General features: G+C 66.8%; 13 protein-coding genes. 7 read left to right on the top strand and 6 right to left on the bottom strand.

Annotation, left to right across the window (positions count from 1 at the left end; translation table 11 throughout):
- Window positions 1–14: 14 nt before the first annotated feature.
- A complete protein-coding gene (locus AC1DYD_RS16310) occupies window positions 15–1,034 on the bottom strand; it encodes a LacI family DNA-binding transcriptional regulator (protein ID WP_478173790.1) in 1,020 nt (339 codons plus the stop codon).
- A 226-nt stretch (window positions 1,035–1,260) separates the two neighbouring features.
- Between AC1DYD_RS16310 and ltnD the strand changes: the two genes are divergently transcribed.
- The 6 genes from ltnD (at window position 1,261) to AC1DYD_RS16280 (ending at window position 6,864) form a co-directional block, all read left to right on the top strand.
- A complete protein-coding gene (ltnD, locus tag AC1DYD_RS16305) occupies window positions 1,261–2,157 on the top strand; it encodes an L-threonate dehydrogenase (protein ID WP_478173789.1) in 897 nt (298 codons plus the stop codon).
- A 3-nt stretch (window positions 2,158–2,160) separates the two neighbouring features.
- Window positions 2,161–3,465, top strand: a complete 1,305-nt coding sequence (gene otnK / locus AC1DYD_RS16300; protein WP_478173788.1) for a 3-oxo-tetronate kinase — start codon at window positions 2,161–2,163, stop codon at window positions 3,463–3,465.
- Window positions 3,462–4,109, top strand: a complete 648-nt coding sequence (locus tag AC1DYD_RS16295; RefSeq protein ID WP_478173787.1) for a class II aldolase/adducin family protein — start codon at window positions 3,462–3,464, stop codon at window positions 4,107–4,109. The genes otnK and AC1DYD_RS16295 overlap by 4 nt, the downstream gene beginning before the upstream one ends.
- Before the next feature lie 22 nt (window positions 4,110–4,131).
- Window positions 4,132–4,926: a 2-oxo-tetronate isomerase gene (otnI, locus tag AC1DYD_RS16290; protein WP_478173786.1), complete on the top strand. Its 795-nt coding sequence runs from the start codon at window positions 4,132–4,134 to the stop codon at window positions 4,924–4,926.
- A gap of 91 nt (window positions 4,927–5,017) precedes the next feature.
- Window positions 5,018–6,319: an MFS transporter gene (locus tag AC1DYD_RS16285; RefSeq protein WP_478173785.1), complete on the top strand. Its 1,302-nt coding sequence runs from the start codon at window positions 5,018–5,020 to the stop codon at window positions 6,317–6,319.
- A gap of 113 nt (window positions 6,320–6,432) precedes the next feature.
- Window positions 6,433–6,864, top strand: a complete 432-nt coding sequence (locus AC1DYD_RS16280) for an FAD-binding protein (protein ID WP_478173784.1) — start codon at window positions 6,433–6,435, stop codon at window positions 6,862–6,864.
- 73 nt (window positions 6,865–6,937) lie between these two features.
- Here AC1DYD_RS16280 and AC1DYD_RS16275 read toward each other — a convergent pair whose 3' ends face one another.
- Genes AC1DYD_RS16275 through AC1DYD_RS16265 form a run of 3 tightly spaced genes read right to left on the bottom strand, consistent with a single transcriptional unit; the run spans window position 6,938 to window position 10,851 of the window.
- Entirely contained in the window at window positions 6,938–8,377 is a 1,440-nt protein-coding gene (locus AC1DYD_RS16275) for an MFS transporter (protein WP_478173783.1), read from the bottom strand.
- A gap of 4 nt (window positions 8,378–8,381) precedes the next feature.
- Window positions 8,382–9,350: a tripartite tricarboxylate transporter substrate-binding protein gene (locus AC1DYD_RS16270; RefSeq protein ID WP_478173782.1), complete on the bottom strand. Its 969-nt coding sequence runs from the start codon at window positions 9,348–9,350 to the stop codon at window positions 8,382–8,384.
- A gap of 49 nt (window positions 9,351–9,399) precedes the next feature.
- Window positions 9,400–10,851 (bottom strand): amidase, encoded by a 1,452-nt coding sequence (locus AC1DYD_RS16265; protein WP_478173781.1) that lies wholly within the window; start codon window positions 10,849–10,851, stop codon window positions 9,400–9,402.
- A gap of 69 nt (window positions 10,852–10,920) precedes the next feature.
- On the opposite strand from AC1DYD_RS16265, the gene AC1DYD_RS16260 reads away from it, so the two are divergent.
- Window positions 10,921–11,847, top strand: a complete 927-nt coding sequence (locus AC1DYD_RS16260) for a LysR family transcriptional regulator (RefSeq protein WP_478173780.1) — start codon at window positions 10,921–10,923, stop codon at window positions 11,845–11,847.
- A gap of 264 nt (window positions 11,848–12,111) precedes the next feature.
- Here AC1DYD_RS16260 and AC1DYD_RS16255 read toward each other — a convergent pair whose 3' ends face one another.
- The gene (locus AC1DYD_RS16255) at window positions 12,112–12,438 is read right to left on the bottom strand and encodes a hypothetical protein (protein WP_478173779.1); all 327 of its coding nucleotides are present in this window, start codon (window positions 12,436–12,438) and stop codon (window positions 12,112–12,114) included.
- Window positions 12,435–13,136: an orotate phosphoribosyltransferase gene (locus AC1DYD_RS16250; RefSeq protein WP_478173778.1), complete on the bottom strand. Its 702-nt coding sequence runs from the start codon at window positions 13,134–13,136 to the stop codon at window positions 12,435–12,437. The genes AC1DYD_RS16255 and AC1DYD_RS16250 overlap by 4 nt, the downstream gene beginning before the upstream one ends.

The following is a 13,136-nucleotide window of genomic DNA, read 5'->3' as shown; positions in this document are numbered from 1 at the left end:
CACTACATCGATTGCTACGCCGTTTGGCCGGCGATGAATTCACACCCCACGTCCTCGCGCCGCCGGGGTGTTTCGCCGGCAAGCGTGGCCAGAATGTTCTCCGCCGCCAACTGGCCGATTCGGTAGCGGGGAGAACGTATCGTCGTCAGCCTCTGCGGCACTGCTTCGCCAATTTCCAGACCATTGAAACCCGCCACTGCGAGCCGGCCCGGCACGGCAATGCCGGCGGCCATGCAATGCATCAGCCCGCCCACGGCCATGTCGTCGTTGGAGAAGTACACGGCATCCAGGTCCGGGTGCTGCGCCAGCAGGTGCGCCAGGCCCGCACGGCCCAGGAGCAGCGAGGAGGGCTCGTCGGCGGTGAACTGACCCTGTAGTGACACGCCGCGCTCCTCGAGCGCCTGCACAAAACCTTGAAGCCGTTTGGCCGCGCGCAGATCGCGCTCGAGATGACCGCCCACGTAGCCGATGCGGCGCCGTCCACTGTCCACCAGGTAGGCGCCCATGTCGCGGCCCGCGCCAACGTTGGAGAAGCCCACCGCCATGTCGATGGGGTTTCCGTCAACATCCATCACCTCCACCACGGGGCTGCGGGCCTCGCGCAGTATCTGGCGTGCGCGCGGTGTGTGCTCGAGCCCGGTCACGATCCAGCCCGAGGGGCGCCAGGATTGCATGGCCGCGATGAGTTGCTCTTCGCGGTCCAGGTTGTAGTCCGAGACCCCGATCACGGCCTGGTAACCGGCGGCCTCGAACCGTTCGTTGGCGCCGCGCAGCACTTCGGGAAACACAATGTTGCCCAGCGACGGGATGATCACAGCCATCAGCCGCGTCTTGGCCGTGACCAGCGCACCGGCCAGTTGGTTGGGCACGTAGCCGAGCGCCACCACGGCGGCCTGCACCTTGGCGCGGGTCCGTGCGGAAACGTTGGCGTGGCTATGCAACACGCGCGAGACGGTCATGGCGCTCACGCCGGCCAGACGCGCCACTTCGGACAAGGTGGCAGGGCCGCTCGCGTCCCGTTCGTCGATCGTCATCAGACTGGATCCATCGTTGTCAATACACGGCACCACGGCCCGATACACCCCGAGCATAGCGGCAGGCCATTGGGCTGGACGGCCGCCGTCACGGGCCTGTCGTGGATGACGGGCAAAGGCCGCAATCAGGGTTATTGCCAATATGTTCACGCTAACAATCGTTAAATAATTAATTGTTAACGCAAACAACAACTTCCACCTCGGTCAACCGTTGAGGAGAAATTTCATGAACAAGATCGGCGTCGTCGGCCTGGGAGCCATGGGTTCGGGCATGGCCAGGTCGTTACGGCGCGCCGGCTACAACGTGCACGTGTGCGATGCGCGGCCGGGCGCGGCAGATGCCTTTGCGAGCGAAGGAGGCGTGGCCTGCGCGACGCCGGCGGAACTGGCCAAGGCCTGCCAGACCGTGGTTTCAGTCGTGGTGAATGCCCAGCAGACCGAGACCGTGCTGTTCGGGCCGGAGGGGGCGGCCGCCGCCATGGCGCCGGGCAGCGTGTTCGTGATGTGCTCGACGGTGGACCCGAACTGGTCCATCGCGCTCGAGGGCCGGCTGGAGGAAAAGGGCTTGCTCTACCTCGATGCGCCGATCTCGGGCGGCGCCGCAAAGGCGGCCTCCGGCGAGATGACCATGATGACGGCCGGCAAGCCCGCCGCCTACACCGCCTGCGGCGAGGCGCTGGACGCGATGGCGGCCAAGGTCTATCGGCTCGGCGGCCAGGCCGGCAATGGCAGCAAGGTGAAGATCATCAATCAGCTGCTGGCGGGCGTGCACATTGCTGGCGCGGCCGAAGCCATGGCACTGGGCCTGCGCGAAGGCGTGAACGCCGAAGCGTTGTATGAGGTCATCACCCACAGCGCGGGCAACAGCTGGATGTTCGAGAACCGCATGGCCCATGTGCTGAAGGCCGACTACACCCCGCTCTCCGCCGTCGACATCGTCGTCAAGGACCTGGGGCTGGTGCTGGACACGGCCCGCGCCAGCAAATTCCCGTTGCCGCTGGCCAGCACGGCGCACCAGATGTTCATGCAAGCCTCGACCGCGGGCTACGCCAAGGAAGATGACAGCGCGGTCATCAAGATCTTCCCCGGCATCGAGCTGCCCGAGCCGCCACGGAAAGGCTGAGCCATGAGCAAGCCATTGCTGGGCTGCATCGCCGACGACTTCACCGGCGCCACCGACCTCGCCAACAACCTGGTGCGCGGGGGCATGCGCACGGTGCAGACCATCGGTGTACCCGAAGACGCCGCATCGGCCGTCGACGCCAACGCCATCGTGGTCGCCCTGAAGTCGCGCACGATTGCGCCGGCTGAAGCCGTGGCGCAATCGCTGGAAGCGCTGCGCTGGTTGCGGGCGCAGGGGGTGCAGCAGGTCTATTTCAAATATTGTTCCACCTTCGATTCGACCCCCGACGGCAACATCGGCCCCGTCACCGATGCGCTGCTGGATGCGCTTGCCGATCTGCCGGGCAGCGGCCTCACCATCGCCTGCCCGGCCTTTCCGGAGAACCAGCGCACGGTCTTCAAGGGCCACCTTTTCGTGGGCAACCAATTGCTCAGCGAGAGCGGCATGCGCAAGCACCCACTCACGCCCATGACCGACGCCAACCTGGTGCGCGTGATGCAGGCGCAAACTCGACACAAGGTGGGCCTGGTGGCCTACGACGCCGTCGCCCGAGGCCCGCGGGCCATACGCGAACGTTTCACGGAATTGCAAGCCGAAGGTGTGCGCGTTGCCATCGTCGATGCCGTCTCGAACGACGACCTGATGCGCATCGGCGCGGCACTGAAGGACATGCCGCTGGTCACCGCCGGCTCCGGCATTGCCATCGGTCTGCCGCAGAACTGGCCGCAGCTCGTGCAGGGCGCTGCCGCCTCGCGCGCCAACCGGTTGCCACGGGCGACGGGCCTGCAAGCGGTGGTGTCCGGCAGCTGCTCGCTGGCCACCAACACCCAGGTGCTGCATTTCAAGCGCAGCGGACGGCCCAGCTTCGCCATCGACCCGTTGGCCATCGCCGCCGGTGACGACGTAGCGGGCCAGGCCCTGGCCTGGGCCGGTCAGCATATGGCGGATGGACCCGTGCTCGTATACGCCACGGCCGAGTCGGCCGGCGTCAAGTCGGTGCAGTCCCGACTGGGTGTGGCACGCGCCGGTGAGATGGTGGAACAGGCGCTGTCCGCCATCGCCGCAGGCCTGGTGGCGCGCGGCGTGCGACAACTGGTGGTTGCCGGGGGCGAAACCTCCGGTGCCGTTGTGCGCGAACTGGGGGTACGTCAAATGCTCATCGGCCCGCAGATCGACCCCGGCGTGCCGTGGACGGCGGTGCAGTCTCCGGCCTGCGCGGGTGAGACCGTGCACGTGGCGCTGAAATCCGGCAACTTCGGCACCGACGATTTCTTCACCAAGGCATTCACCGTGCTGGCGGGTGCATGACGGCGGCGCTGCGTGAAGAAATCTGCCGTGTCGGTGCGTCGCTTTACGCACGCGGCTATGTGCACGCGACCGCCGGCAACATCAGCGTTCGCACCGACGCCGGCTACCTGATCACCCCCACGGACGCCTGCCTGGGCCACCTCGATCCCGCGCGTCTTGCCGAGGTCGACATCCGTGGCCAGCAGATGGCAGGTGACCGCGCCTCCAAGACCCTGGCCCTGCACCGGCGCATCTACGCTGCCGACACGGACGCGCGTTGCGTGATCCACACCCACTCGACGCACCTCGTCGCGCTGACGCTGGCCGGCGCTTGGAGCCGCGACGACATCGTGCCGCCCATCACGCCCTACTTCGTGATGAAGGTGGGGCATGTGCCGCTGATCCGCTACCGCCGCCCGGGCGACCCGGCCGCGGGCGACGAGGTGGCCCGCACGATAGAAGCCATGCACGCCAAGGGCACGCCGATCCGTGCCGTCGTGCTGGAGCGACTGGGCCCCAACGTCTGGCACCGTTCACCAGGCGAAGCCAGCGCGGTGCTGGAAGAGTTGGAAGAAACCGCTCGTCTCTGGCAGATGGCGCACCCCGAGCCACTTACACCGGCCCAGATCGATGAACTGCGCGTTCAATTCGGCGCGCGCTGGTAACCCGCAACAAGAAAGCATTGCCATGCCCCGTTTTGCCGCCAACCTCTCGATGCTCTACAACGAGCACGACTTCCTGGACCGTTTTGCTGCCGCCGCGCGCGATGGGTTCAAAGCCGTCGAATACCTGTTTCCCTACGCCTACCCGGCCGACACGCTGGCGCAGCGCCTGACGGAAAACGGTCTGCAGCAGGTGCTGTTCAATGCCCCGCCGGGCAATTGGGACGCGGGCGAGCGCGGCTTGGCGTGCCTGCCAGGGCGCGAAGCGGAATTTCGTGACGGGACGCTGCGGGCGCTCGACTACGCCGCCGTCTTGAAGTGCCCGCGCGTGCACCTGATGGCGGGCCTGGCGCCTACCGGCACGGACCGCGCGGTGCTGCGACGCACCTATGTGGCCAACCTGGCCTGGGCCGCACAACAGGCCGCGTCGCGCGGCGTGACCGTGCTGATCGAGCCCATCAACACCCGCGACATCCCCGGCTTCTTCCTGAACCGTCAGGACGAGGCGCACGCGATCGTGGCGCAAGTGGGTGCGCCCAACCTCAAGGTGCAGATGGACCTGTATCACTTGCAGATCGTCGAGGGCGACGTCGCAATGAAGCTGCGGCAGTACCTGCCCACTGGCCAGGTCGGGCACCTTCAGATCGCCGGTGTGCCGATGCGCCATGAGCCCGATTTGGGAGAACTGAACCACGACTACCTTTTCAGCGTGATCGACGAACTCGGGTTCGAAGGCTGGATAGGCTGCGAATACCGGCCAAAGGGTTCGACGTCGGCCGGCCTGAGCTGGTTGAAAAGGATCGCAGGCTCGGGACAGTAGAGAGCGCGCATTGAAGCACCGCGGCCCGAATCGGTCATTCGGGCGGCGACTTTTGCATCTGGCAAGTCAGACCACCACAAAAGGAGACGAAATGAATTCAACGCTCGAGCAGCGCACCATGTCCAAAGTGACCTGGCGCCTGGTGCCATTCTTGATGGTTTGCTACTTTGTCGCCTACCTGGACCGGGTCAATGTCGGTTTCGCCGGCGCCAGCATGAGCAAGGACCTGGGTCTGACGGCAGCCGCATTCGGCGGCGCGGCCGGCATCTTCTTTGTCGCCTACTTCTTCTTCGAAGTGCCGAGCAATCTGGCGCTGAACAGGTTCGGCGCGCGCAAGTGGATCGCCCGCATCATGTTCACGTGGGGCCTCATCACCGGCGCGCAGGCATTCGTGCAGGGTGAGTTCTCGTTCAACCTGGTGCGGCTGCTCCTTGGGGTGGCAGAAGCCGGCTTCTTCCCGGGCATCATCTTCTACCTCACACTCTGGTTTCCGTCAGCCTACCGCGCGCGCATCGTGGGCCTCTTCATGTTCGCGATCCCGATTTCGACGGTGATCGGCGCACCTATCTCGGGGTTGCTTCTCAATCTCGATGGCATGGGGGGCCTGAAGGGCTGGCAGTGGATGTTCATCATCGAGGCGGTTCCCGCCTTGCTGCTGACCTTTGCGGTCTTGTACTACCTCACGGACCGTCCGGCTGATGCGAAATGGCTGGCGCCCGATGAGCGCGGATGGCTCCAGGGCCGGCTCGATCAGGAACGCGCCAATCGCGAATCGATCCATCACATGTCCTGGAAGCAGTCGCTGCTGAACCCGCGCGTGATCGCCTTCGGCTTTGTCTACATGGGTTGCAACATTCCGCAGTACGGCCTGAGCTTCTTCTTGCCGCAGATCGTCAAGGCGTTCGGAGGCCTCGGCAACATCGAGATCGGACTCATCACCGCGCTGCCCTATGCCGTAGGGGCCATCGGCATGATCCTGTGGAGTCGCCACTCCGACGCCACGGGTGAGCGCATGTGGCACGCCGTGATTCCGCTCGGCATCATCGCGATCGGCCTCGTTCTGGCGGCAGTCACACCGGGTCCGGCGATGAAGATGGCCTTTCTGTGTGTCGCAGGTTTCGGCTTCTTTGCGGTCTTGCCGATCTTCTGGACCCTGCCCACGGCGTACCTGAGCGGCGCGGCGGCGGCCGCAGGCATCGCGGCGGTCAACTCGATCGGCAATCTCGGTGGCTTCTTCGGCCCCAAGATCTTCGGCATGCTGAAGGACCAGACCGGCGGGGACTTTGCCAGCCTCATGTTTCTGGCCGCGTGCGCGGTGGTCGGCGCCGTGATCGTGCTGGTGATTGGCCACAATCCGGCCCTGGAGCGAGCGCCAGTCCGGCAGCCGGCTTGAGGTCTCGGTTCGGCCCTCGACCCGCGGCGCTTTGGCGCTCACCGAAACTGACCCAGCGTCGCCCACCGAAATTGACCCAGTACCGGGCGGAACACCGAGGGCTGTTCCGCTACATGACCAAGGTCGACTACGTGCACGTGCCCTACCGGGGCGGCGCGCCGGCCATGCCCGACTACCGCCCCAACCGGCCCGACGTGTTCACCGAGGCGTCTACGCTGGAGGCCCTGGCGGCGCGCCTGGGCATGGACGCGGCGGCGCTCGTGCGCAGTGCCGGAGAAGGTGGCGTGCGCGCGCTCGGTGCCGGCCCCTACGTGGCGCTCGGCCCGGTGCGCTCGGTGTTCGTCCACAGCGAAGGCGGGCTGATGGTGGACCAGCGGCACCGCGTGCTCGACGCTAACGACCAGCCGCTGCCTGGCCTCTACGCGGCCGGCTCCACCGGTCAGGGCGGCTTGCTGCTCAAGGGCCACGGCCACCACCTGGCCTGGGCTTTCGTTTCTGGACGTCGCGCGGGGCGATTCGCGGCCGAGGCCGCAGGCCAGGTGTGAAGCTCCAATCCGACGAAACCGTTGCACCTTAAGGGTTGCATGACCGTTCTAGCTCGTTCGAAAGCCGCCCGCCTCAGGCGGGTTGTCCCACCTGGGGCGTGCGGCAGTTCTTCGCGATCAGGGCTGCACCCATAAAGCAAAGGGAAGCGAGCATTGCGAAAGCAGCTCTTGCACCCTGAGTGAATGCGGCGACATCGAAGCCCGAGAGGCCTGAACCGCCATTTCCAAGAATCATGCGCTGCGAGCTGTAGGGCAGATTGGCCAGCGCCACGCTCAACGTGAGGGCCGTTCCCGCCATGATCCCGGTGTTTTGCAGCGTCGAGCGGACGCCGTTCGCAATACCCCGGCGTTGGGGCACCACGCTCTGGAGAATCGACGCGTTGTTCGGTGTCACGAAGCTCCCGATGCCCAGGCCCAGCATCCAGAGGCAGACGGCCAGTTGCCCGGCACCGATGGCCGGTTGCAGCACGGCTGCCAACAGCGCCAGCGCGCCGCCGGCGAGCAGCATGCCTCCGACACAGATGACGTCGGGCGTGACGCGCCGCATCAGGCTGCCGGCCGCCGGAGCGGCCATCAACATCCCCAGCGCGACCGGCGCGATGCGCAGGCCCGCCTCCGAGGGTGCCAGGCCCGCGCAGGCCTGGAGATACAGGGCCACAAGCAGCAGGGGCGCGGCCTGCGACATCGACAGCAGCAAAATGCCTGCGTAGGCGATGCGACGCCTCGGATCCCTGAACAGCGCCGGGTCGACCAAGGGGCTCGCCACGCGCTGTTGCACACTGGCGAACACGAGGATGGCGCAAAGCCCGGCGAGCATGAAGGCCCACACGGGGGTGCTGGTCCAGCCGCGTGTCCCCGCCATCGTGAGCGCATAGGTCACGCCGCCGATCCCGGCCAGCGACAGCACGGCGCCGGCCAGGTCGAAGCGCTCGGCCTTGGCCGCCGCGCTCTTCGGCAGCAGCAGCCACGAGCCAGCGAGCACGCAAAGCCCGATCGGGACGTTCAGCATGAAGAGAACGCGCCAGCCCCACCACGACACGACGAAGCCGCCGGCCAGCGGCCCCGCGACCTGCGCCAGGGCGGCCACCATGGCGAGCACGCCGAGCGCGAGGCCCACCCTTTGGCGGCCGAACGCGTCGCCGACCAATGCGCTGGTGTTGGCCATGACACCGGCCGCACCCACGGCCTGGCAGACGCGAAAGACCAGCATCGCGCCGACGCTGGTCGCGACCGCACAGGCCGCGCATGCGATCACGAAGAGGCCCAAGCCCGCGAGGAAGAGTTGCCGCCGCCCCCACAGATCGGCCAGCCTTCCGAAGCTGAGGATGCAGACGGTACTGACCAGCATGTAGGACAGCAGGATCCAGCTCGCCTGCGATGGCGAAGCCTGGAGGCTACGCGCAACCGCCGGCAATGCCACGTTGAGCGCGCTGAGGTTCAGGAAGCACAACGCCGCACCCAGGCTGGCGACAACGAGCACCGCCCATCCGGCCCTTTCTTCGTCCCCCGTCACCGCTTCAATCTTCGCTCTTGAAGCCCGAAGCCTTGACGATGGGGCGCCAATACTCGCGGTCTTCATTCATGATGCGCGTCACTTCGGTGCCGGGCAGCCCGGTCGCATCGAGCCCCACGCGGTCGAGCTGGCCGCGCACTTGCGGGCTGCGCACCGCGGCCAGGAAGGCTGTCTCCAGCTTCGCGACAACGTCCTTCGGCGTGCCCGCCGGCACGAAGGCGGCATAGGACGCGTTGGCGCGGTCGAAGGCGTCGTAGCCGGCCTCCTTGAGGGTCGGAACATCGGGCAGCCAACTCAGCCGCTTCGTCCCTGCGACGCCCAGGATGCGCAGCTTGCCCGAGCGGTGCAGCTCCAGCTGACTGGCTAGTGCGTCGGTGCCGATCGGCACGTGGTCGCCGATGATGTCCGTCGCCAGCGGCGCGCCGCCTCGGTAGGTGACGGCCGTGAGCGGCACGCCGATGGCCTTCGACAGTTGCAGCACGCTGAAGTGCAGGCCGCCGCCGAGGTTGGTCATGCCCACGCTGCCTCGAGCGGGGTTCTTCCTGATCCACGCCACGTATTCGGGAATCGTCTTGTACGGCTGGTCCGCGCCGGCGGAGACGACGCTGGGCACGCTGGCCAGGTGCGCAACGGGAATGAAGTCCTTGTCAACGTCGTAGTTCAGCCGCGCATAGGTCATCGGAAACAGCACGAAGGGCGGCGTCGCGCCGATGAGGATGGTGCGGCCGTCGGGCCGCGCGGTCTTCACGGCCTCGATGGCAATGCGCGTGGATGCACCGGGGCGGTTCTCCACCAGAACGGGCTCCTTGAGCGAGCCGCGCAGTTCTTCGGCCATCGAACGCGCCAGGTTGTCGAGCGCGCCGCCCGGCGGAAACCCAATGATGAGGCGGATCGGCGCGTTGTCGGCGTGCGCGGCGGCGCCGGCCAGCGCGATCGACGTGCCGAGCACGAGTGTCTTCAGGAACGAGGTCATGGTGGCTCCCTGCGAGTTGAAAAAATTGAAAGAGAAGAAGGCGACGAACTCAGAAGGCCACGACGGGCAGCGGGTTCGCCGGCCGGTGCGCGCCTTCGAATGAAGCGGCGGCCTGCAGCAGCTGCGCGTCTTCGCGGAAGCGGCCGACGAGCTGCATGCCGATGGGCAGGCCGTCGCGGTCCGCGCCGCAGGGCAGGCTGATGGCGGGGTGGCCGGTGAGGTTGAACGGCATGGTCCAGGGGAACCAGTTCGCGCGCACCTCGGCATGTTCCCTGCCGTCGATCTCGATGCGGCCGAACAGGTCCTGGTCGATCGGCAGGGCCGTGCGCGAAAGGGTGGGCGTGAAGATGAAGTCGTGCGTCTCCAGCCGCGCCTGAATGTCGCGAAACAACGCAGTCCGCGCGAACATGGCCTGCTGGAACGCAACGCCGTCCACATGCTCGGCCAGGGCCAGCTGCTGCAGCAGCGACGGGCTCATCAGGTCGCCGTGCGCCTCGGCCAGGGGGGCGAAGCGGCCGCGCCAACTGGTGTGGTTGATCACGCGCCACACGGGCTCGATGTCGAAGCCTTCGCCGGACATCGGCTGCAGCTCGGCACCCATCGACGCCAGGGTCGCGAGAGCGGCCTCGAAGGCGGATGCAACGTCCGCGGCGATCGGCCGCCCCGCGGGTGCGGCGCAGAAAAGGATGCGCTTGCCGCGGAGGTCGCCCCCGGCTTGCAGGTCGTCGAAGTAGCGCTGGGCCGGCACACCCAGCGACCAGGGGTCCGATCCATGCGCGCCGGTCATGGCCTGCAGCATGAGTGCCGTGTCGGCCACGTTGCGCGTGGTGGGCGTCACATAGGTGTAGTTGCCGAACGCGTCCTGCACCTGGCTGTGGGGCACCACGCCCAGGCTCTGCTTGAGGCCGACCACGCCGTTGCACGCGGCGGGAATGCGCGTCGAGCCGCCTCCGTCGGTCGCAATGGCGAGCGGCGCGATGCCCGCCGCCATCGACGATGCCGCGCCGCCGCTGGAGCCGCCGCTCGTGCGCGACGCGCTCCACGCGTTGCGGGTGCTTCCGAACAGCGGCGCATCGGTCATGCACTTGGCGCCGAATTCGGACGAGGTGGTCTTGCCGATGAGGATGGCGCCGGCCGCGCGCATGCGCGCCACGGCCACCGCGTCCTTCGTGGGCACGTGGTCGCGGTGCAGCAGGGAGCCGTAGGTGGTCCGCACGTTCGCGGTGTCGACGATGTCCTTCACCGTGAAGGGCAGGCCATGCAGCAGGCCCGGGGCCTCGCCGCGCATGAGCGCCTGTTCGGCTTCCCTGGCCTGCTGCAGGGCCTGCTCATGGCACAGCGTGATGAAGCAGTTCAGGTGCGGCTGCAGCGCATCGGCGCGGCGCAGCACCGCTTCCACGATCTCCACCGGCGAGAGCTCGCGCTGCGCGACCCGCATGCGCAGGGTCGTTGCAGGCATCTCGCAGATCTCGGACTTGGGAAGGACGGGAAAATTTTTCATGCGCAGATGATTGAGGCGCCGCAACATGGCGTCCAATACTGTTTTCTTGAAAGGGCATATGCACAGGGTATGACTGCACCAGACCTGCGCATGCTTCGCTATTTCGTTGCCGTCGCCGAGGAACGCAGCGTCGGCAAGGCGGCTCGCCGGCTCAACATGGCACAGCCGCCGCTGTCGGTTCACATCAAGAACCTGGAGGCGGCGGTGGGCACGCCGCTGTTTCGCAGGGCGGCGCACGGCATGGAGATCACCGATGCGGGCAATGCACTGTTTCGGCGCGCGAAAGAGGCGTTGCTCCTGGCCAACGAGGGCTTCGACGCGGCGCGCGCCGTCGGCTCGGGCCGCCGTGGCCGGCTCACGGTCGGCACGATGATCGCGCTGTCCTACCTGATGTTGCCGCGGCTGGAGAACGAGCTGCGGCTCAGCTTGCCGGAGGTGGAGATCCAGTATGTGGAGCTGAACGCCGTCAACAACGTCTCGGCCCTCGTCGACTCGGACGTGTCGGTGGCGCTCTGCATTCCTCCCATCGCGCAGGCGGGCATTGCGGTCGAGCGCATCGGCAGCCAGCCGTTGATGCTTGCGGTGCGCACCGATTCACCGCTGGCGCGACTGGCCAGCATTCCGTTGGCGCGCCTCTCGGGCCTCGCGCGCATCGGGCTGCCCGTGCCCGAGGGCGATGTCGACAAATCGGTCGTCGCGTCGATGCTGCGGCGGCACGATGTCAGCATGCCGATCGCGCAGCGGGTCGAGACGATGGTCTCGGCATTGGCGCTTGTCCTGGCAGGCAAGGGCGTGGCGATCCTGCCCGCCTGCGCCCAGATCGGCCGGCCTCCCGGCGTGGTGTTCAGGTCCTTGCGCAACGTCGATGCAAGGATGGACATCGCGGCCTGCTGGCGCAGCGATTGGGACAGTCCGCTGATCGACCCGTTCCTGGCCTGTGCGCGCGCGTCCTTGCGAGAGCCGGCCGTCCGGTCCACCGCGGCCATCGGCAGCTAGGGCCTGTTCACACTGCTTCCGGGGATCGCGTTGCCGTGCAAAGGGGCTGGATGCAAGGCGCCCGCGCGCAGCAAGGCTTTCGCCTTGCAAGCGGGGGCAACGCCGCAGACGGCCCCTTTGCACGGCAACCCGAAGGGAAGGTATGCCAGGACGGGCCACTCGGCGTTGCACTCCTTGCATGTGCCAACGCACATGCGGCGTCGCGCGCCTTGATTGGCCCGTCCTGGCATACCTTCGCGACCCCGGAAGCAGTGTGAACAGGCCCTAGTAGCTGGCGATGTTCCACTCGTAGTCGGTCGCGACCTCGCCCAGCAAGCGCAGTCGAATGGCCGGCTCCGACGCCAGGGCGCGGATCAGCTTGGCATTGAAGGCCGCGAGCGTGGCCTTGGCCCCGTCGGCGAATTCGGCCGTCACGCCCTGGTCCTCGTAGGTTCGCACGTACGATTGCCCGGCCACGGCCACGACGAAATACAGCGCTGCGTTCTCGGGGTCGCTCTTCATCAGCTCGAAGGCGTCCTTGTAGAAGACCTTGAAGGCGTCGGTGCCCGACTCCGCGCGCTCGAAACGCTCGGCGATATCCTTGAAATTCATTGCTTGCTCTCCTTCAACGCGTTCTGAGCTCGTGAATCTGCGCCCCGACCGCCATGCGCTTGCGACCACGCAGGCGGATCGTTGAGAAACTCCTGCAGCTCACGGATCAATTCAAGATTTCCTCGTTCTTCGGCGGCGCGCAGCACGTCGCGCCAGGTGGCCAAGGCATGGACCTCGATGCCGAACGACGCCAGCAATGGCCCGGTCGGAAAGCACCCATAGTCGAAGATCACGAAGACATCCGCCACCTGCGCCCCGACCGAGGCCAACGCACTGCAGAACCCCGCCTTCGAATGTCCGGCCGCCATCAGGTCGTCGATCAGCAGCACCTTGTCGCCGGGACGGATCACGCCCTCGATCTGGCTCTTGCCTGCCGGCCGCTTGCGGACGTACGCGAGCGGCAGGTCCAAAGCCTCGGCGATCCACGCCGCCAGGGCAATCCCGCTCGACTCCGCGCCGACCACCGAGGCCAGGCCCTCGAGGCAGCCGCGAGCCTTCAGCAGTTCGACAGCGTGGCCGACCAATTCGCGTCGAAACGCAGGAAAGGAAATCAGTCGGCGACAGTCCATGTAGACCGGGCTGGCCCAGCCGGAGGGGAGCCGGAAGGGCTCGTCGGTGCGGACGCTGACACACCCGGCGTCGATCAGTTTTCCGGCGACGCTTCGGGCCAGCTTGTTTGGAATTCGGGTGGTCAACAT

It is taken from the genome of Variovorax sp. P4_B11 (assembly GCF_056402355.1).
The sequence above is the reverse complement of the archived record's forward strand: the minus strand, read 5'-3'. Positions and strand labels throughout refer to the sequence as shown.

Bases quoted from the DNA above. Each gene is read 5' to 3' on its own strand.
- AC1DYD_RS16255 (WP_478173779.1), bottom strand. From the start codon at position 12,438: ATGAATTTCAAGGATATCGCCGAGCGTTTCGAGCGCGCGGAGTCGGGC.
- AC1DYD_RS16260 (WP_478173780.1), top strand. From the start codon at position 10,921: ATGACTGCACCAGACCTGCGCATGCTTCGCTATTTCGTTGCCGTCGCC.
- AC1DYD_RS16295 (WP_478173787.1), top strand. From the start codon at position 3,462: ATGACGGCGGCGCTGCGTGAAGAAATCTGCCGTGTCGGTGCGTCGCTT.
- otnI (WP_478173786.1), top strand. From the start codon at position 4,132: ATGCCCCGTTTTGCCGCCAACCTCTCGATGCTCTACAACGAGCACGAC.
- AC1DYD_RS16285 (WP_478173785.1), top strand. From the start codon at position 5,018: ATGAATTCAACGCTCGAGCAGCGCACCATGTCCAAAGTGACCTGGCGC.
- otnK (WP_478173788.1), top strand. From the start codon at position 2,161: ATGAGCAAGCCATTGCTGGGCTGCATCGCCGACGACTTCACCGGCGCC.
- AC1DYD_RS16265 (WP_478173781.1), bottom strand. From the start codon at position 10,851: ATGAAAAATTTTCCCGTCCTTCCCAAGTCCGAGATCTGCGAGATGCCT.
- AC1DYD_RS16280 (WP_478173784.1), top strand. From the start codon at position 6,433: ATGACCAAGGTCGACTACGTGCACGTGCCCTACCGGGGCGGCGCGCCG.
- AC1DYD_RS16250 (WP_478173778.1), bottom strand. From the start codon at position 13,136: ATGTTGACCACCCGAATTCCAAACAAGCTGGCCCGAAGCGTCGCCGGA.
- AC1DYD_RS16310 (WP_478173790.1), bottom strand. From the start codon at position 1,034: ATGACGATCGACGAACGGGACGCGAGCGGCCCTGCCACCTTGTCCGAA.
- ltnD (WP_478173789.1), top strand. From the start codon at position 1,261: ATGAACAAGATCGGCGTCGTCGGCCTGGGAGCCATGGGTTCGGGCATG.
- AC1DYD_RS16270 (WP_478173782.1), bottom strand. From the start codon at position 9,350: ATGACCTCGTTCCTGAAGACACTCGTGCTCGGCACGTCGATCGCGCTG.